The following is a 17296-nucleotide window of genomic DNA, read 5'->3' as shown; positions in this document are numbered from 1 at the left end:
GGGTCAGGCGGCGATCTCGACGACCGCCTCGATTTCGACGGTGATGTTTCCAGGCAAGGAGCCGACGCCGATCGCCGAGCGGGCATGGCCGCCAATGGTGTCGAACACATCGGCGAACAGATCGGAACAGCCATTGACCACTTTCGGGTGGTCGCTGAAGGTCGGTATCGCGTTGACGAAGCCGAGCAGCTTGACGATGCGCACGATCCGGCCAAGATCGCCAGTGGCTGCGTGCATCACGGCGAGCAGGTTGAGGCCGGTGAGGCGGGCGTGGCCATAAGCCTCTTCGACGGTGACATCATCTCCCACCTTGCCGGTGAACAGCGTGCCGTCGGTCCGCAGCGGCCCCTGGCCGGACAGGAAGATCAGCCGGCCGCTTTCGGCATGGGTGACGAAATTGGCGATCGGGGTCGGCGGCTCGGGCAGCGTCAGGCCCAACGCGGCGAGCCGGATATAAGGCGTCATGAAAGAAGGCTCCTTGCGACAGCGCTCGCTGTCCCGTTTAGAAATGCGATGCGCGGAAACGTGCCAGGAAGGTGCGCAGACGCTCATTGTCAGTGTCCGCCGCCAGGATTTCGGCGGGTGGACCCGCCGCGCTGACGCCGCCATCGGCCATGAAGATGATGCGGCTCGAGGCATCGCGGGCAAAGGCCATTTCGTGCGTGACCATCACCATCGTCATGCCGTCCTCGGCCAGGCTGCGCACGACCTCGAGCACCTCGCCGACCAGCTCCGGGTCGAGCGCGGAGGTTATCTCGTCGAGAAGCAGGATCTTCGGCCCCATGGCCACGGCGCGGGCAATGCCGACACGCTGCTGCTGGCCGCCGGACAGTTCGGCGGGCAGACTGTCGGCCTTGTGGGCAAGGCCGACCCGGCCGAGCCAGTGTTCGGCGATGGTGCGGGCCTCCGCACTGCTCTTGCCGCGCACCTTGGTGAGGCCAAGCATGATGTTGCCCGCCGCCGTCAGGTGCGGAAAGAGGTTGAAGCTCTGGAACACCATGCCGGTCTCGGCCCGCATCGCGGCGAGATCGCGTTCGCTGCGGCGCTGGCGGGCTCCGGCTTCGCGAAAGCCGACCTCCTTGCTGTCGATGCGGATCGAGCCGCTGTCGTAGCTTTCGAGGAAGTTGACGCAGCGCAGCAGCGTGGTCTTGCCGCTGCCGGAGGGGCCGATGACCGTCACCACCTCGCCGCGCGCCACCCGCAGGCTGACCGAACGCAGAACCTGGACGGTTCCAAAGGCTTTGGAGACGTCGCGGATGTCGAGAAGCGCCGGGGTGTCGTTCGAACCTGTGGACATTGCTAATCCCGAATGAAGGAGAAACGCCGCTCGAGCCGCCGGCTGGCCAGCGAGAGGGCATAGTTGATCGCGAAGTAGATGAGCGCGCCGAGGAGGTAGAGCGGCATCGCCTCATAGGTGCGGCCGATGACCTGGTTGATGGCCTGCATCAGATCGGTGATGCCGAGCAGCGACACCAGCGCGCTGCCCTTGACCGCATCCGTGACGCCATTGATCCAGGGCGGCAGGAAGCGCCTGAACGCCTGCGGGAAGATGACGTAGGCCAGGCGCTGGCGAAAGGTCAGTCCGATCGCCATTGCCGCTTCGGACTGCCCCTTCGGAATGGATCCGACCGCACCCCTGAGATATTCGACAACCTGCGCCGTCTTGAACAGGGTCAGCGCCAGGACGGCGGCCCAGAAGGATGGCAGATGAAGCCCGACGGCCGGCAGGCCATAATAGACAAAGAAGATGAGCACCAGGATCGGTATGCCGCGAATGGTATCGCTGAAGATGCGCACCGCCCATTGCAACGGTACGGGGCCATAGACGAGACCGACGCCCATGATCACGCCCGCGATCAGGGAAAACACCACGACGAGCAGGGATACCCACAATGTCAGGGCAAAGCCCTGGGCGAGGAAAGGCAAGGCATAGGCGATCTGGGTGAGCATGTCAGCGCGCCGCCCTAAACCGGCGTTCGACAAGCCGAAGCGCGAAAAGCAGTATGTAGCCGGTAAGCAGATACATCGCCGTGACCACGAGATAGACCTCGACGATCCGGAACGTGTTGAAGTTGATCCACTGGGCGCCGTAGGTCAGTTCCGGCACCGAGATGACGGAGGCGACGGACGTGTCCTTGAACAGCGATATGAAGGTGTTGGACAATGCCGGCAGCGTGATGCGCAGCATGGTCGGCAGCCGCACGTTGAGCAGCCTCTGCCAGGGTGTCAGGCCGATCGCCTTGCCGGCGTCCAACTGCCCGCGCGGAACGGCTTCGAGCCCGGAGCGGAACACCTCGACCAGATAGGCGCCGCTGTAGAACGAGAGCGTGACGACAAACGAGGTCGGCGCGCTGTAGGCGATATCGACCACCGTCGGCAGGCCGTAGAAGACGAGATAGACGAGCAGGATCAGCGGCACGTTGCGGATGAATTCGACATAGGCGGCGATGATGGTGCGCACCACACGCCCGGCAGACACGTACCAGACCGCCAGGACAAGGCCGATGACGATGCCGATGGCGATCGAGATGACGGCGAGTTCGAGACTGAGCAGCAGGCCGCCCCACAGCTTGTCGAAATGCCGCCAGATCAGGTTGAAGTTGAGGGCGTAGCCCATGCGTCCGCCTCGGTTGCCGCAGGCCTTAGAGCAGTTCACCGTTTCACGGAAACGGCAAACCGCTCTAACTCTTTGTTTTGACGCAATTCCGGACGGAAAACCGTTTCACACTTTTCCTGGAATTGCTCTAGGGAGGCGGAAGGGCGCTGGATACACCCTCCCGCCCGATGCAGGTCAAATGGCTGGGAAGCCCGGATGGCGCGCCGGCGGCTCCTGTCCGAAATAGTCCTTGAACGCGGCATCGTAGAGGGCGTTCTCGTGGCCGAACATGGCGATGGTGAAGGTTGAGTTGACGAAGGTCAGCCAGTCAAGGTCGCCTTGCCGCAGAGCCGCGCCATAAAGCATGCTCAGCCAGCTTTTGCCGGCATCGAAGTATTTGTCCGGATTGCGCGAGGCGAGCCAGCGCACCGTGGACAGGTCGACTGCGGCGGCGTCGACGCGTTTCGATTCCAGCGCCTGCAGCACGTTGGCCTGGGTATCGATCTGCATGACCTGACACTCGGGCAGCACCGAATGCACCTGCGCTTCGGCATCGACATTCTGCAGTATGGAGATGCGCGTTGCAGCGCCGCCGGCAAGCAGCTTGTCGAAAGTCTTGTTCTCGGCGGTCGGCAGGCTCAGCAGGGCAACGCCCTCGACATAATAGGGCCGGGAAAAGTTGACCAGCTGCGAGCGTTGGGCGCTCATGGTCATGAACTGGATGGTGATGTCGACCTTATTGGTGGTCACGTTCGGAATGCGCTGAGCCGGATCCTGCATGACGAATTCGACCTTGGTCGGATCGTCGAAAAGGCCCTTGGCGAGAATACGCCCCATGGTGATGTCCATGCCGACCAATTCGCCGGCATCGTTTTCGAAGTGCCAGGGTGCGTTTGTGCTGCCGGTACCGACGATCAGCTTGCCGCGATCGAGCACGGTGCGCAGCAGGCTGTCGGATGCTGCCTGGGCAGCGGCTTTCTGGGCATCGACGGTTGCCAGCACGCCGGCCGTGGCCAGCCCTGCCATTCCCAATTTCAGAAAATCACGTCTTCCGGATGTGTCGTTCACGGCGACCTCCTTTCGTGTTGTGTTCCCCTTGTGCACAGGCAAGACACGCGTCCGTGATTTTGTCTCTTACAAGGGACGAGTGTATCCTGTACAAGACAGATATTAACACCGGGAATCGACAATGCAAGATGGCAATGTTTCCGCGATTTCAGCCGGCGAGAAACTCTCGAGCTCCCGTGAAAAGGGCCTCAACCGAGTGCTCGAAATTCTGGAGTTTCTTCACACGACCCAGCGGGCGATCGGCATTGGCGACCTTGCCAAAGGGGTGAACGCACCCCGTTCGACGACCTACACGCTGGTGCGGTCGCTGGTCGACGCAGGCCTGCTGGAAATGGAAGGCGACGGCAATCGCGTCTATTTCGGCAAGAAGCTCTATCTCTATGGAATGGACTATGTGCGGGGCAACGACCTCCTCAGACGAGGGCGTCAGGAGGTCGACAATCTGTCGCGCGAGACCGGGGAGACCTCCGAACTGTGCATGCTGCAGAGCGGTCGCTACACGATCGTCCACGCGAGCCCGGGCACAAGGCCTTTCCGCATCAGCTCCGCCACCGGCTTGCAGATACCGCTGCCCTGGACGGCCTCGGGACGGCTGCTTCTGGCGGGGCTGGAGAGGGCTGAAATCGAAGCCATGGTGTCGGACGACGATCTCGTGCTGCCCGATGGTCGCAAACTGCGGCTTGACGATTTTGTCACCGACATCGCAAAGGCGCGAGTCGCCGGCTATTGCATCACCTCGGGCCTAGTCGATGCCTATACGAAATGTCTTGCCGCGCCGGTCTTTTCGGCGCCGGGCAAGGTCGAGGCGACGATGTGCCTGGTGGTCCCCATCGATACGTCCGAGGAGCGGACCGGCGAGCTCATCGGCCTGCTGCGTGATCGTGCCGCGAGACTTTCGACCGCGGCCTAGGACGCGAACGAGCGGATGCTCTCTCAGGCAATGATGTCGGGAATGATCTTGTCTTCCAGCGCCATCAGCCGGTCCTTGAGGAACAGTTTTTTCTTCTTCATGCGCTGGATCTGCAGTGGATCGCAGGCCATGGCGATCATCGCATTGATGGCCGCATCGAAATCGGCGTGCTCCTGCTTCAGCCGGGAATATTCGAGCCGGATATCAGCCTGTTCCTGATCGGACATTATCTACCGTCTGCACGTCTGCGGCGCCCAAAAATGGGCCTGATTGGGCGGGGCCGGTGGGATTTTGCAACCGGCGCGCAGCCCATATCACATTTCACATTGTCGTGGAATGCTACCACGGATCATTCGACATCGCTGCCGGAAGGTGACACACTGTCATTATGCCGTCACAGAAGCGAACCTGCGGTGGACGCGCCATGACGGCTGCAATCGAGGAAACCATGAAAGGGAGAACCAATCATGTCTCTTGCATCCCATCTTGATGAGTTGCAGCGGAAACACGGTGACATCGAACGTGAAATCGATGACGCGATGAACCATCCATCGGTCGACGACCTCGAAATCGTGAATCTCAAGCGACGCAAGCTGGCACTCAAGGACGAGATTGAAAAACTGAGAGGGAAACCGACCACGCATTGATGCCCTCCTGACATCGCCGCTCACCATCCGCGGCCTCTTTTCCCGGCGGCACCTGCCGCCGGCCTGGGGGTTTTCGATTTCCAGAGCTGGGCCATCGGCCTGAGCTGGACTTCCACCCGCTTAATTTCCGCTTCGGCCGTCGCCAGATTTCGCCAGATCATCGATCGTTTCTGGTCCTTGGCGGCGGGCCGATTCCGGCCAGTGGCGACCTGTCGCCATTGACAAGCCATCTTTGCTCATCCACCTCATGCCCGGACTTTAGCGCATCGGCCCGGGGCGTGCTCTGTGCGTCCAAGGGGACGTTCGGCGCTCCAGAGACAAAAGGCTGCCGGCATGACCGGATATTTTTCCTCTCCTTTCCCCCGCCGCACCTCGGTCGGCGTCGATGTCGGCGGCGTGGTCGTCGGCGGCGGCGCGCCCGTTGTCGTGCAGTCGATGACCAACACCGACACGGCCGATATCGACCAGACCGTTGCGCAAGTCGCGGCACTTCACCGGGCCGGCTCCGAGATCGTGCGCATCACCGTCGATCGTGACGAGAGCGCCGCCGCGGTGCCGCGCATTCATGAGCGGCTTCAGCGGCTTGGCATCAACGTGCCGCTGGTCGGCGATTTCCACTATATCGGCCACAAGCTTTTGGCCGACCATCCGGCCTGCGCCGAGGCGCTGGCCAAATATCGCATCAACCCGGGCAATGTCGGCTTCAAGGACAAGAAGGACCGGCAGTTCGCTGATATCGTCGAGATGGCGATTAGATACGACAAGCCGGTGCGCATCGGCGTCAATTGGGGTTCGCTCGATCAGGAACTGCTGACCCGGCTGATGGACGACAACCAGGCCCAGGGTTTTCCACTGACGGCGCAGGAAGTGACGCGCGAGGCGATCGTGCAGTCGGCCATCCTGTCGGCCGAGCTGGCGGAAGAGATCGGCCTCGGTCGCGAGAAAATCATCCTATCGGCCAAGGTCAGCGGCGTGCAGGATCTGATCGCCGTCTATACCGAACTCGCCACCCGCTCCGACCATGCGCTGCATCTCGGCCTCACCGAGGCCGGCATGGGTTCGAAAGGCATCGTGGCTTCGTCGGCCGCCATGGGCATCCTGCTCCAGCAAGGCATTGGCGACACCATTCGCATTTCGCTGACGCCGGAGCCGAATGGCGACCGCACGCGTGAGGTGCAGGTGTCGCAAGAATTGCTGCAGACCATGGGGTTCAGGCAGTTCGTGCCGATCGTTGCCGCATGTCCTGGCTGCGGCCGCACGACCTCCACCGTGTTCCAGGAACTCGCGCAGAACATCCAGGCGGATCTGCGCAAGAACATGCCGGTGTGGCGCGAAAAATATCCCGGCGTCGAGAACCTCAAGGTCGCGGTGATGGGTTGCATCGTCAACGGTCCGGGCGAGTCCAAGCATGCCGACATCGGCATTTCGCTGCCCGGCACTGGCGAGACGCCGACGGCGCCTGTCTTCGTCGACGGCAAGAAGGCGGCGACGCTGCGCGGGCCGTCGATCGCGGCGGATTTCGAGAAAATGGTCGCCGACTATATCGAGCAACGGTTTGGTCGCGGCAAAGCCGCGGCAGAGTAGGCCCGATGCGGCGTTTCCTCAGGGCTACGCTGGTTCTGCTTTGCGCCCTGGGTTGGTCGACGCTGGTTCAGGCTGATCCGCCGCAATCCGCCAAGCAGAGGCTTATCGACAAGGTCTGCAACCTGATCCAGGCGCATGCCGACCAGAACGGCCTGCCGAGGGATTACTTCGCCCGGCTGATCTGGAAGGAGAGCCGTTTCGATCCCGACGCCGTAAGCCCGGTCGGCGCCGAAGGCATCGCCCAGTTCATGCCCGGCACCGCCAAGATGCGCGGGCTGGCCAATTCCTTCGACATCAACCAGGCGATCCCGGCGTCGGCGAAGTATCTCGCCGAAATGAAAACCGGCTACGGCAATCTCGGTCTGGCGGCCGCCGCCTACAATGCCGGCGAAAGCCGGGTGTCGCGCTGGCTCAGCTCCGGCGGCTTCCTGCCGATGGAGACCGAAAGCTATGTCTTCGACATCATGGGCGAGCCGGCCGACAAGTTCACCGACCGGGCCTATGCCGGAAAGATCGAGCCGCTCGACGCGAAGGCGGATTTTGCCATCGCCTGCCGCAGGCTGCCGGTGATCATGTCACGGACCGTGGCGATGGCCTCTATCAACATAAAACCATGGGGCATCCAGGTGGCCGGCAACTTCCGCCGCAGTGCCGCGATCAACCAATGGCTGCGGGTAAGAAGCCGGTTCCCGGCCCTGCTCGACGGGCACGATCCGGTGGTCAGCCGGGTGCGCACGCCGATCGGCCGGCGCGGTATCTATGCGGTCAGGATCGGCGTCGACGACCGTGCCGCCGCCAATGTCATCTGCCAGAAATTGCAAAGCATCGGCGGGGCGTGCGTGGTGGTGCGCAACCGGTAGTTTCGTCCACCGCCGACAAGGTGTCTTGTCTGAGAGAGGCATTTGAAGGTGGCCGCCAAGACGTCGCATCCAGCAAGGATTTCAGCTATAGCGGCGGCCATCTTCACCCGGGGGCGGCAGCCCTACCTTTGACGACCAGCATGGGCCGCAACATGTTCGATGGATACATTATCTGCGGCACGCCGAGGACCGGAAGCACTTTGCTCTGCAAGCTTCTGGAGTCCGCGAGGACGGCCGGCACGCCCCACTCATTCTATCGGCGGCAGGACGTGTCGGAGTGGGCTGAAGAGTGGAAGCTGCCTGACCGCGACACGATGAGCGAGCTCGAATTCAATGCCGCCTATCTCAATGCGGCGATCGCTGCCGGCAAGGGTGGGACCGGCATCTTCGGCCTTCGTTTGATGCGCGAAAATCTGGATGAACTCTCGGCTATCCTCGACCAGATTTTCCCGCAGCTGCCATCCGACAGAGCGCGTCTTGAAAAGGCCTTTGGCCGCATTCTCTGCATACACCTCTCCCGGGAGGACAAGCTCGCGCAGGCTGTCTCCCTGATCAAAGCAGAGCAAACCGGGCTTTGGCATATTGCTCCTGACGGAACCGAGATCGAAAGGGTCGCACCACCGAAGGAACCCCAATATGATTTCGAGCGGATCAGACGTGAGGTCACGGAACTCGAGACCTATGATGCAGCCTGGAACATTTGGTTCGCGGAGCAAGGCATATCCCCGCTGCGGGTCGGCTATGAGCGTCTTGCCGCGAACCCGGCTGCGACATTGCTAGGCATCTGCGAAGCCCTGGGGGTCCGAGCACCCGACGCCGAGGATGTAAGCCCCGGCGTTGCAAAGCTCTCCGACGACACGAGCCTCGACTGGATGCGCCGCTATCGTCTGGACGCAGCCGTCCGACGCATCGGGCGGATGCGGGCTATGCCGTCTTCGCCACCACCGTCTCGCTGAGCCAGGTGCCGATCTTGGTGCCGAGGCGATCGGGCGAAACCGGCTTCGGCAGATAGTCGTCCATGCCCGCCTCGATGCACTTGTCGCGATCGCCCTTCAGCGCATGCGCGGTGACGCCGATGATCGGTATGTGGGTGCCCGCCGAGACCTCCATCGCCCGGATGGCGCGGGTTGCTTCGTAGCCGTTCATCTCCGGCATCGAAACGTCCATCAGGATCAGCTTGGGGCGCAGCGCCCGGTACATCTCGACCGCCGTGCGGCCGTTGCCGGCGATGCGGTAGCTGAGGCCCAGCCCATTGAGGATCTGGCCGAACACCAGTTGGTTCACGTCATTGTCCTCGGCAATGAGAATGTCGATCGGTCCGTTCGGCGTGGCCGATTCCGGCACCACCGCGACCGGCATCGCCGGGCCGCGGATGACGGTGAAGGCAGGTGCCGCCGCCGGGGGAGCCCGCACGATCGGTTCGCGGACGAACTGCGCCTTGCCGACCTGCGAGCGGGCCTTCTGCACGACCGAGATGACGGTGCCGAGCAAGATCGCGGAGCGTGCCGGCTTGGTCAGGTGCGCGGCAATGCCGAAGTCGATGATCATCTTACCGAAATCGACCTGGTCGACCGAGGTCAGCAACACCACCGGGATGGAGGACAGCCTACTGTCGGAGGCAATGGCCCTGGCGACGTCGGCCCCGTTCATGCCCGGCATCTGGTAGTCGAGGATGATGCAGTCGACGGCGGCGCCGAGCTGAAAGGCGCGATCGAGGAAGGCCAGGCCCACGGCGCCGCTTTCGGCGGCGGCACAATCGAAGCTCCAGCTTCTGAGCTGTTCGAGCAGGATTTCGCGGTTGACCGGATTGTCGTCGATGACCAGCACACGCGCGCCGGTGACGTCGACCGGCACGATCTCGTCGCGAGCCGCGGCCTGATGCGCCGGCAGCGGCACCGCGAACCAGAACACCGAGCCGCGGCCGATCTCGCTCTCGACGCCGATCTTGCCCGCCATCAGGTCGACGAGGCGGGCGGCGATGGCGAGGCCAAGACCGGTGCCCTCGTGGCGGCGGGTCGACGAACCGTCGACCTGGGCGAATTTCTCGAACACGTTCTGCAGCTTCTCGGCCGGTATGCCGATGCCGGTGTCCTCGACGCGAACCTTGAGCTGAACCACGTCGTTGACGATCTCGCCGCCGACATCGATCAGCACATGACCCTTCTCGGTGAACTTTACCGCGTTGCCGAGGAGGTTGGTGACGATCTGCCGGAACCGGCCGGCGTCGCCGACGACATGGGCCGGCAGGCGCGGGTCGACACGCACGATCAATTCGAGATTCTTTTCGGCGACGCGCGCCGATACCAGCGTCGCCACGTCCTCGACCGCCTCGGAGAGACGGAAGGGAGCGGGGTCGAGGGTGAGTTGCCCGGCATTGATCTTCGAGAAATCGAGGATGTCGTTGATGATGGTGAGCAGTGCATTGCCGGATTTGACGATGACGTCGGTGAAGGTCTTTTGGCGCGCCGTCAGATCGGTCTTGGCCAGCAGTTCAGCCATGCCGAGCACACCGTTCATCGGCGTGCGGATTTCATGGCTCATATTGGCCAGGAATTCCGACTTGGCGCGGTCGGCGGCCTCGGCCTTGAACAGGGATTCCGCGGATTCGGCAAAGGCGCGGCGGATTGCCACTTCCATAGGGCGGAAAATCCAGAAGGCGACGATGGCAAGGGCCGCGAACAGGATGCCGCTTGCCCACAGCAGAAGCCTGTCGCTGGAGGCGTCCGCCAGATGGCGCTCATCATCCATGGCGGTGCGGACGCGGACCAGCATGGGCTGGGCGAAGAGGTCGTTCTGGTTGCGGATTTCGCGATAGCTCCACTCATCGACCTTCTGCGCCACCGACATCAGGTTGAAGTTGCGCACCATGTCGCGCGGCGACCAGAACAGATCGCCGTTGACGGAAGCGGACTGGAGCTCGTTGGCGGTCTTGACCGACAGGCGCGGCTTGATCGCCGCGAGTTGCGCGGTCAGCGTCTCGATCTCGCCGGTCAGGCGTTCCGAATGGCCGCGCGCCGATGTGGTCAGCGCATCGCGTGTCTCCGCCCGCCAGGCTGTGCCGGTCGTCTCGGCAAAGCTGGTCGCGTTGCGCAGGTCGCGGGTGAAGACGACGAGGTTGCTGCTCAGCGCATCGATGTCACGGCGAAAGGAATTGACACGATCGAGCGCAACCACGATTGCCACGGAAGCCAGCGCGAAGATCAGCAACCCTGAAATATAGCGAACCCGGACTGACCGGATGAAGGACGAATATTCAGGCATGCGCAACCCCAACACATACGCACCATTTTATTGATCGGGATTACGCTTCATTTACATTAAAATTTCGTGTGGATAGCGAACCATGCGGACCACCGGATGGAGGACAGCTTTTTGAACGTCCTTTCGTCGCTAAGCGTGTTGCGTCCGAACGGATTCAGGCGACCCGCTTCAGGTCTTTGTTTTTATACATATCGTTCTCTCAAAACCGAGGTCGCTTTTGGGCGACATGCATCAAGCCGCCACCACGACGAGCGCGCGGATGCGGCCACTTACCGGCCCTTCCCCGAACCGCTTCCCCATGGCATGCGCCACGTGTCGCGTCGCCTCCTCCAGCGAGCCGCCGCGCGCCTCGATTTCGCCACGCAGGTTCGTGCCCTGGCAATAGGCCGCGGCCGCATCATACGGCGACGGAGCGGCGCTCACAGCACCCAGAGGCTCGACGGTGACGTCGCGAAAGCCAGCGGCATGCAGGTCGGCGCGGATGGTGTCCGCATTGTGATAGCCGTGCGGCGTCCTCGCCATGAAGCGAGGTGGATCGGCGGGGAAGAGAGTGCCGAGCGCCCGCGTCACTTCCTCGGCGAACTCATTCTCTTCGATGGCACTCCAGACATTGAACAGGAAATGCCCGCCCGGCCGCATCACCCGCCGGACTTGCCCGTAGGCGGCCACTCGATCGGGGAAGAACATCGCGCCAAATTGGCAGACCACGGCATCGAACCGGGCGTCCTCGAAGGGCAGCGCCTGGGCGTCGGCCTGCTGCCAGGTGATACGAGGATCGTCCGCCATCCGCGTGCGCGCGTGGTCGAGCATCGGCTGGTTAAGGTCGGTGGCCACGATGCGTGTTTGCGCCGGCAGTCTCGCTGCGAGCGCACGTGTCACCACACCGGTGCCCGCCGCCACTTCGAGCACCGATTGCGGCCCGAGCTTAGACACCCGCTCCGCCAGATCTCGTGCATATGGCTCGAAGATCAGCGGCACCATCGCCCGGTCGTAGACCTCGGGAATGGAACCGGTGAACAGGTTGTCGGTGGTCGACATGGCATCCCTCCAACTCTGTCCGCACCGCGTGGTTGCCGTGTGGATGGCAAAGCGATGTCGATCCTCTGCTTCGGCAGGCTTCCGTTCAAGTTCAATCTCTGAAGCGGCCGGCGGAGGACGCATGTGCCTTAGCCAGGACGATGTCTTGGTTGTCCCAACCTCAACTGGTACGGGTCGCGACGAATGCCGCCGCTTCCTTCAGCAGCTGGGCGTCGTCGCCATAGGGCTCAAGCAGCGCATGGGCCTGTTCGACGAGGCCGTGAAGCTGGCTGCGCGCCCAATTGGCGCCGTGCAGCGCCACCAGCGTCGCCTTGCCGGCGGCGGCATCCTTGCCGGTCGCCTTGCCCATCTGGCTGGCATCGGCGGTCAGGTCAAGGAGGTCGTCGGCAAGCTGAAAGGCCAGGCCGATCGCGGAGCCGAATTCGGCCAGCCGTTCACGGTCCTCGGCGGGAGCGCCGGCGATGAGGGCGCCGGCCTCGCAGGCAAAGCGGATCAGCGCGCCGGTCTTCATCGCCTGCAGCCGGATGATGCCGGCCTCGTCCGGCGGCGCCTGTTCGGCTTCGAGGTCGAGCTTCTGGCCGCCGACCATGCCGCCGGCCCCGGCCGCGCGGGCAAGCGCCAGCACCAATGCCGCCCGCCGCTCCGCCGGCAGCACCGTCGCCTCGCCCGCGATGATGTCGAAGGCAAGCGTCAGCAAGGCGTCGCCGGCCAGGATGGCGGTGGCCTCATCGAAGGCCATGTGCACCGTCGGCTGGCCACGACGCAAATCATCGTCGTCCATGGCGGGCAGATCGTCGTGGATCAGCGAATAGCAATGCACGCATTCAATGGCTGCCGCGACGCGCAGCGCCGCCTCGCCGTCAGCGGAAAAAATTGCCGCACTTTCCATGACCAGGAAGGGGCGCAGGCGCTTGCCACCGTTCAGCACGCCGTGGCGCATCGCCGCCATCAGCCGGTCAGGCCGGGCGATCTCGCCCGAAAGCGCGCGGTCGTCGAGCAGCCGCCGCAGCAGCACCTCGACGGCGGCTGCCCGTCTGATAAGCGCCATTTCGAACGCCATTTCGTCGTCATTCGTCATGGTCGGGACCGGTAGCCGACACTCAGACGTTGCGCAAGAAGCCAAGCGCCATTATGCCGGGGCAGGGAGAGCACGGATTGGGCGGCTTGGCGGAACCGATCGTCGATCATGAAACCGAAAAGCTGGACATGGCGACGAGATCGCGAGGCGTGAACCGCCGTGGTCTCAAACGCTGGGTCCGGCGCGGTATCGTCGTGGCCGCGGTGCTGGCGCTTATACCGACGGTGCTGACGCTCCTGTACCTGCCATTCTTCGTGCATCCGGTCTCGACGCTGATGCTGAAGGACCTGGCGACATTCTCCGGCTATGACCGCCGCTGGGTATCGATCGATGACGTGTCGCCGGTGCTGGCCAATTCCGTCATCATGTCGGAGGACGGGCAGTTCTGCTTCCATCGTGGCGTCGATCTCGGCGAATTGCGGGGCGTCGTCGACGACGCGCTGGCCGGTGAAGCAACGCGCGGCGCCTCGACCATCACCATGCAGACGGTGAAGAACCTCTTCTTATGGTCGCGGCCACTGGGTTCGATGCGCAAGGTGGTCGAACTGCCGCTGGCCGTCTATTTCGATGCGGTGACGTCGAAACGGCGCATCATGGAAATCTATCTCAACATCGCCGAGTGGGGGCCGGGAATCTACGGTATCGAGGCCGCGGCACGGCATCATTTCGGCGTTTCGGCAAAACAGCTGTCGCGACGGCAGGCCGCCCTGCTTGCAGTCTCCTTGCCAAATCCGATCGCCCGCAATCCGGCCAAACCCGGACCGGGCCTGAGACGGCTGGCCAATTTGATCGAGCGGCGCGCCGGCCGCTCCGGCGCCTATGTCGGTTGCCTCCGCTAGCCAACTCAAAAAAATTCGCGGCAGTGCTGGCCAAAACGGAACAGGGCGTGTATAGGCACCCGACTTTCTCAGATTTAGGCCCCGACATGGCCCTTTCACGAGGGCGGGCGGGGCTTTTGACCATGTAGTGGAGCATATCCATGGCCGTTCCGAAACGAAAAACCTCTCCGTCCAAGCGCGGCATGCGCCGCTCGGCCGACGCTCTCAAGGCGCCGACCTATGTCGAGGACAAGAATTCCGGCGAAATGCGCCGTCCGCACCACATCGACCTGAAGACCGGCATGTATCGCGGCCGTCAGGTGTTGACGCCCAAGGAAAGCTGAGACCAGCCTTTCCAAGGCTTGAATTACAAAATGACCGGCCAGTGGCCGGTCTTTTTGTGTTTGGGGGCCAGGTAGCGCTCGTCTCGAAGCGTGGGCGGCATCGGCGCAGTTCCCCAGGCGGGCAACCGGCTGACATGGTTGTTGCGTGCGGTCTTCGACCGTGTTCAGCGCTGCCACCGAAAAATCTTGACGGCGTGCCTGTGGCGCATTCTACAAAGGATTGCCCCACATGGAGACGCCAGATGTTCGGTGCCATTCCGCTGCTGATCGTGCCTTTCGTGCTCTACAATCTCGGACTGCTGGGAATATTCGGAAGCGGTGACGATCCGTGGGCGAGCGAGGTCTTCTCCTTCAGCATGATGTCGGGTGGCGTGTTCTCGATGACGCTCGGCGACCTGATGGTGCTGATCGGGCTGATCTTCCTGTTCCTCGAAATGGCGAAGTCGGTGCGCACGACCAATGCATCGATCATGGACCATCTTCTGTCGACGCTCGTCTTCGTGGCGTTCCTAGTCGAGTTCCTGCTGGTGAAGGGCGCCGCCCATTCCGTCTTCTTCACGCTGATGGTCATCGCGCTGTTCGATGTGCTGGCCGGATTCGCGGTGTCGATGCGATCGGCCAGCCGGGATATCAATTTGAATTAGGCCGCATTGACATTCAAGTGATGCCGGCCTGACCTAAATCTCGACACACTCTGGTTCCGATGCCGAGTGACGTTCAGCCCGGATCGGCGGAGAAACCGGCTGCCTCGATGCCGGCGATGGCCGCGGCCTCGTCATTGTCCGACGTGTCGCCGGAGATGCCGACGGCGCCGATGATGGCGCCGGCCTTGTCGCGGATCAGCACGCCGCCGACGACCGGCAGCACGCGTCCGCCCGAGACGTCCGAGATGCCAGCGACGAGGTGCGGACGCTCCTTGGCGAAGGCCTCGACCCGGCGCGAGCCCATGCCGACGGCGAGCGCGCCATAGGCCTTGCCGGCCGACATTTGCGGGCGCAGGAACGAGGCGCCGTCCTGACGCTGGAAGGCGACCAGATGCCCGCCGGCATCGAGCACCGAGACGCCGAGCGGCTTGAGCTTGAGATCGGCGCCCTTGGCAAAGGCGGCATCGATGATTTGCCTGGCTTTTTCGAGGGGCAGTGCGGTCATGGCGGTCTCCTGTTTGAAACGCGTCGATCATTGACCGTCGACGGGCGAGATAACATCCCCGTTTCGGTTGAAATTGCTTCGCGTGAAGAGGCGGGATGCGCCGACACCATCCGGATACGGCGTTGCCGCTTGTGTAAATTCAGACGTGTCTGGGGGATGGCTATTTTTTCTTGGCGCGGGCCGGCTTCTTGGCGGGCGCCGCCGGCGCATTGGCAAGATCTTCGGCTTCCTTGGCGAGACGGAGCGCCCGCAGCTTGTTGGTCTTGGCCTGGCGGGCGTCGCTCTCGGCGACGTATTCGGCCATCGCCTTCTGGCGGACGGTTGCCGCCTCTTCCTGCTTCTTGAAACGCAGCTCGGCGCGCGCGCGGGCAGCATCCCTAGAGTTCTCAACCAAGAGCTTTATCCAATCCCGTGAATCTTGATTTTCCGCCTCTTGTAGCAGAGCCGGTCCGAAAACGGGAAAATAAGTTGGTCAAGCGGCCGGGTTGGCGGCGGGTGCCTTGCTGGCAACCACCGCCTGATAGGCGGCCTGCAGGGTCGCGCGGACAGAAGGACCAGAAGCTTTGTCGAGCGGCACGCCGAGATGTTCGTGGCGTAACTCGTCCATGAACTTGTCCCACATCGGCTGTCCGCCCTTTTCCAAGAGCTCGGCGCGGATCGAGAGTTCTTCGCTGACCGGCAGCCATACGCGGCCCCAGGCGCCGAGATGGGCGAGGATCGGCACCAGCGTGATCGCCATCTCGGTCAGACTGTAGATCGCCTTCTGCTTGTGCGAGGGGTCGTCGGCCTTGGTCAGCATGCCCAGCTCCATCAGGCGCTTCAGCCGGTCGGCGAGGATGTTGGAGGCGATGCCTTCCATCGACCCGTTGAGCAGCTCGCGAAAATGGCGTCTGCCGCCGAAGATCATGTCGCGAAGGATGATCAGGCTCCAGCGGTCGCCGAACACTTCCAGCGACAGGTTGATCGGACATCCGGACCGGCGATCCATGCTCATAAGATTTTTCTCCAAAACCGGTTGCATTATCGTATCGGTTTTATTATCGTGCAACCGATTGCAAAATACAATCAGTATTACAACGGGGGAGACCGCGTCATGACGACGATCGAACGTCCCGTAATCATGTCCGAGGCCTTTGGTGATCCGGCGAACCCGCCACTGTTGCTGATCATGGGCGCGATGGCCTCCATGCTGTGGTGGCCGGAGGCGCTGTGCCGGAAGTTGGCCGATTCCGGCCTGTTCGTGATCCGCTATGACAATCGCGATACCGGCCGTTCGACCAAATATAGACCGGGCGAGCCCCCTTACACTTTCGATGATATGGCCGACGATGCGATGCGTGTCCTCGACGACCACGGCATCGGCAAGGCGCATGTCGCCGGCATGTCGATGGGCGGCATGATCGCGCAGCTTGTGGCGCTCAAGCATCCGTCCCGTGTCGCGTCGCTGACCGTGATCAGCAGCTCGCCGATAGGGATCGACACGTCGCATCTGCCGCAAACCAGTGATGCCTATGCCGAGCATTCAGCCGAGGGAGCCAAGGTCGATTGGTCGGACCGTGACCAGGTCATCGATTTCATCGTCAGGGACGCGCGGGCGATCGCCAGCACCGCGCACCCATTCGACGAGGCCCGGATGAGGGCGTTCGTCGAGCAGGACTACGATCGTTCCGGCGGCTTCCTGAGCGCGACCAACCATTTCATGCTTCGGGGCGGTGACGCATGGAAGGGCCGGCTGCACGAGATGACGGCGCCGTTGCTGGTCATCCATGGCACGGCGGATCCGATCTTCCCGGTCGAGCATGGCGAGGCGCTGGCCAAGGCTGTCGCCGGCGCGAAAATCATCCGCATAGAAGGCGGCGGCCATGAGCTGCATCCGGACGACTGGACGAAGATATCCGCCGCTATCGTCGCCCACACCCAAGCCGCTTAGGGCGACAAAAGCG

21 protein-coding genes are annotated in these 17296 nt (G+C 62.8%); 9 read left to right on the top strand and 12 right to left on the bottom strand.

Going from position 1 to position 17296, the window contains the following annotated elements:
- Positions 1-3: 3 nt before the first annotated feature.
- From NKH02_RS10025 to NKH02_RS10005, 5 genes are all read right to left on the bottom strand, one after another.
- Positions 4-465 carry a RidA family protein gene (locus NKH02_RS10025; protein ID WP_352605817.1) on the bottom strand — a complete coding sequence of 154 codons (462 nt, stop codon included), beginning with the start codon at positions 463-465 and terminating at the stop codon, positions 4-6.
- Between the two features lie 37 nt (positions 466-502).
- Positions 503-1297, bottom strand: a complete 795-nt coding sequence (locus NKH02_RS10020; RefSeq protein ID WP_352878331.1) for an amino acid ABC transporter ATP-binding protein — start codon at positions 1295-1297, stop codon at positions 503-505.
- A gap of 2 nt (positions 1298-1299) precedes the next feature.
- Positions 1300-1950, bottom strand: coding sequence for an amino acid ABC transporter permease (locus NKH02_RS10015; protein WP_352878329.1), 651 nt, complete (start codon positions 1948-1950; stop codon positions 1300-1302).
- A gap of 1 nt (position 1951) precedes the next feature.
- On the bottom strand, positions 1952-2617 hold the full coding sequence (locus NKH02_RS10010) for an amino acid ABC transporter permease (RefSeq protein ID WP_352878327.1): 666 nt from the start codon (positions 2615-2617) through the stop codon (positions 1952-1954).
- 174 nt (positions 2618-2791) lie between these two features.
- Positions 2792-3664 (bottom strand): transporter substrate-binding protein, encoded by an 873-nt coding sequence (locus tag NKH02_RS10005; RefSeq protein WP_292643047.1) that lies wholly within the window; start codon positions 3662-3664, stop codon positions 2792-2794.
- 121 nt (positions 3665-3785) lie between these two features.
- Between NKH02_RS10005 and NKH02_RS10000 the strand changes: the two genes are divergently transcribed.
- Entirely contained in the window at positions 3786-4574 is a 789-nt protein-coding gene (locus NKH02_RS10000; protein ID WP_352878325.1) for an IclR family transcriptional regulator, read from the top strand.
- Positions 4575-4597: 23 nt separating this feature from the next.
- On the opposite strand, the gene NKH02_RS09995 is transcribed toward NKH02_RS10000, so the two are convergent.
- Positions 4598-4801: a YdcH family protein gene (locus NKH02_RS09995; protein WP_023757446.1), complete on the bottom strand. Its 204-nt coding sequence runs from the start codon at positions 4799-4801 to the stop codon at positions 4598-4600.
- 240 nt (positions 4802-5041) lie between these two features.
- On the opposite strand from NKH02_RS09995, the gene NKH02_RS09990 reads away from it, so the two are divergent.
- The 4 genes from NKH02_RS09990 to NKH02_RS09975 all read left to right on the top strand — a co-directional run bounded on the left by NKH02_RS09990 (position 5042) and on the right by NKH02_RS09975 (position 8621).
- The gene (locus NKH02_RS09990) at positions 5042-5221 is read left to right on the top strand and encodes a YdcH family protein (RefSeq protein WP_013529217.1); all 180 of its coding nucleotides are present in this window, start codon (positions 5042-5044) and stop codon (positions 5219-5221) included.
- Between the two features lie 333 nt (positions 5222-5554).
- Positions 5555-6805: a flavodoxin-dependent (E)-4-hydroxy-3-methylbut-2-enyl-diphosphate synthase gene (gene ispG, locus NKH02_RS09985; protein WP_352878323.1), complete on the top strand. Its 1251-nt coding sequence runs from the start codon at positions 5555-5557 to the stop codon at positions 6803-6805.
- Positions 6806-6810: 5 nt separating this feature from the next.
- A complete protein-coding gene (locus NKH02_RS09980) occupies positions 6811-7665 on the top strand; it encodes a transglycosylase SLT domain-containing protein (RefSeq protein ID WP_352878322.1) in 855 nt (284 codons plus the stop codon).
- A gap of 128 nt (positions 7666-7793) precedes the next feature.
- A complete protein-coding gene (locus tag NKH02_RS09975) occupies positions 7794-8621 on the top strand; it encodes a Stf0 family sulfotransferase (RefSeq protein WP_352878320.1) in 828 nt (275 codons plus the stop codon).
- Here the strand turns inward: NKH02_RS09975 and NKH02_RS09970 are convergent.
- The 3 genes from NKH02_RS09970 to NKH02_RS09960 form a co-directional block, all read right to left on the bottom strand.
- Positions 8590-10926, bottom strand: coding sequence for a response regulator (locus tag NKH02_RS09970; RefSeq protein WP_352878318.1), 2337 nt, complete (start codon positions 10924-10926; stop codon positions 8590-8592). The genes NKH02_RS09975 and NKH02_RS09970 overlap by 32 nt on opposite strands.
- A gap of 231 nt (positions 10927-11157) precedes the next feature.
- Positions 11158-11964 carry a class I SAM-dependent methyltransferase gene (locus NKH02_RS09965; RefSeq protein ID WP_352864705.1) on the bottom strand — a complete coding sequence of 269 codons (807 nt, stop codon included), beginning with the start codon at positions 11962-11964 and terminating at the stop codon, positions 11158-11160.
- Between the two features lie 160 nt (positions 11965-12124).
- Positions 12125-13042: a polyprenyl synthetase family protein gene (locus NKH02_RS09960; protein WP_352864703.1), complete on the bottom strand. Its 918-nt coding sequence runs from the start codon at positions 13040-13042 to the stop codon at positions 12125-12127.
- Between the two features lie 77 nt (positions 13043-13119).
- Between NKH02_RS09960 and NKH02_RS09955 the strand changes: the two genes are divergently transcribed.
- The 3 genes from NKH02_RS09955 (at position 13120) to NKH02_RS09945 (ending at position 14848) form a co-directional block, all read left to right on the top strand.
- Positions 13120-13881 carry a biosynthetic peptidoglycan transglycosylase gene (locus NKH02_RS09955; RefSeq protein WP_352878316.1) on the top strand — a complete coding sequence of 254 codons (762 nt, stop codon included), beginning with the start codon at positions 13120-13122 and terminating at the stop codon, positions 13879-13881.
- Positions 13882-14021: 140 nt separating this feature from the next.
- Complete coding sequence (gene rpmF, locus NKH02_RS09950; protein ID WP_008834724.1) at positions 14022-14204, top strand: 50S ribosomal protein L32; 183 nt, start codon at positions 14022-14024, stop codon at positions 14202-14204.
- Positions 14205-14446: 242 nt separating this feature from the next.
- A complete protein-coding gene (locus tag NKH02_RS09945) occupies positions 14447-14848 on the top strand; it encodes a hypothetical protein (protein WP_013529226.1) in 402 nt (133 codons plus the stop codon).
- A 73-nt stretch (positions 14849-14921) separates the two neighbouring features.
- On the opposite strand, the gene NKH02_RS09940 is transcribed toward NKH02_RS09945, so the two are convergent.
- The 3 genes from NKH02_RS09940 to NKH02_RS09930 form a co-directional block, all read right to left on the bottom strand.
- Complete coding sequence (locus NKH02_RS09940) at positions 14922-15353, bottom strand: GlcG/HbpS family heme-binding protein (RefSeq protein WP_352878314.1); 432 nt, start codon at positions 15351-15353, stop codon at positions 14922-14924.
- Positions 15354-15513: 160 nt separating this feature from the next.
- Positions 15514-15747 (bottom strand): hypothetical protein, encoded by a 234-nt coding sequence (locus NKH02_RS09935; protein WP_352864693.1) that lies wholly within the window; start codon positions 15745-15747, stop codon positions 15514-15516.
- 78 nt (positions 15748-15825) lie between these two features.
- Positions 15826-16347 carry a winged helix-turn-helix transcriptional regulator gene (locus tag NKH02_RS09930; protein ID WP_352878312.1) on the bottom strand — a complete coding sequence of 174 codons (522 nt, stop codon included), beginning with the start codon at positions 16345-16347 and terminating at the stop codon, positions 15826-15828.
- A gap of 99 nt (positions 16348-16446) precedes the next feature.
- Here NKH02_RS09930 and NKH02_RS09925 point away from each other — a divergent pair, with 99 nt between their 5' ends.
- A complete protein-coding gene (locus NKH02_RS09925) occupies positions 16447-17283 on the top strand; it encodes an alpha/beta fold hydrolase (protein WP_352878310.1) in 837 nt (278 codons plus the stop codon).
- The last annotated feature ends 13 nt before the right edge of the window (positions 17284-17296 follow it).

This window comes from Mesorhizobium sp. M1396 (assembly GCF_040317725.1).
Taxonomy (GTDB): Bacteria; Pseudomonadota; Alphaproteobacteria; order Rhizobiales; family Rhizobiaceae; genus Mesorhizobium.
Note: the sequence above shows the minus strand (reverse complement) of the source record. Positions and strands in the feature narration are given on the sequence as shown.

Excerpts from the sequence above, each read along its gene's own strand:
- NKH02_RS10025 (WP_352605817.1), bottom strand. The coding sequence starts at position 465 with ATGACGCCTTATATCCGGCTCGCCGCGTTGGGCCTGACGCTGCCCGAG.
- NKH02_RS10020 (WP_352878331.1), bottom strand. The coding sequence starts at position 1,297 with ATGTCCACAGGTTCGAACGACACCCCGGCGCTTCTCGACATCCGCGAC.
- NKH02_RS10015 (WP_352878329.1), bottom strand. The coding sequence starts at position 1,950 with ATGCTCACCCAGATCGCCTATGCCTTGCCTTTCCTCGCCCAGGGCTTT.
- NKH02_RS10010 (WP_352878327.1), bottom strand. The coding sequence starts at position 2,617 with ATGGGCTACGCCCTCAACTTCAACCTGATCTGGCGGCATTTCGACAAG.
- NKH02_RS10000 (WP_352878325.1), top strand. The coding sequence starts at position 3,786 with ATGCAAGATGGCAATGTTTCCGCGATTTCAGCCGGCGAGAAACTCTCG.
- NKH02_RS09995 (WP_023757446.1), bottom strand. The coding sequence starts at position 4,801 with ATGTCCGATCAGGAACAGGCTGATATCCGGCTCGAATATTCCCGGCTG.
- NKH02_RS09990 (WP_013529217.1), top strand. The coding sequence starts at position 5,042 with ATGTCTCTTGCATCCCATCTTGATGAGTTGCAGCGGAAACACGGTGAC.
- ispG (WP_352878323.1), top strand. The coding sequence starts at position 5,555 with ATGACCGGATATTTTTCCTCTCCTTTCCCCCGCCGCACCTCGGTCGGC.
- NKH02_RS09980 (WP_352878322.1), top strand. The coding sequence starts at position 6,811 with ATGCGGCGTTTCCTCAGGGCTACGCTGGTTCTGCTTTGCGCCCTGGGT.
- NKH02_RS09970 (WP_352878318.1), bottom strand. The coding sequence starts at position 10,926 with ATGCCTGAATATTCGTCCTTCATCCGGTCAGTCCGGGTTCGCTATATT.
- NKH02_RS09965 (WP_352864705.1), bottom strand. The coding sequence starts at position 11,964 with ATGTCGACCACCGACAACCTGTTCACCGGTTCCATTCCCGAGGTCTAC.
- NKH02_RS09960 (WP_352864703.1), bottom strand. The coding sequence starts at position 13,042 with ATGACGAATGACGACGAAATGGCGTTCGAAATGGCGCTTATCAGACGG.
- rpmF (WP_008834724.1), top strand. The coding sequence starts at position 14,022 with ATGGCCGTTCCGAAACGAAAAACCTCTCCGTCCAAGCGCGGCATGCGC.
- NKH02_RS09945 (WP_013529226.1), top strand. The coding sequence starts at position 14,447 with ATGTTCGGTGCCATTCCGCTGCTGATCGTGCCTTTCGTGCTCTACAAT.
- NKH02_RS09940 (WP_352878314.1), bottom strand. The coding sequence starts at position 15,353 with ATGACCGCACTGCCCCTCGAAAAAGCCAGGCAAATCATCGATGCCGCC.
- NKH02_RS09930 (WP_352878312.1), bottom strand. The coding sequence starts at position 16,347 with ATGAGCATGGATCGCCGGTCCGGATGTCCGATCAACCTGTCGCTGGAA.
- NKH02_RS09925 (WP_352878310.1), top strand. The coding sequence starts at position 16,447 with ATGACGACGATCGAACGTCCCGTAATCATGTCCGAGGCCTTTGGTGAT.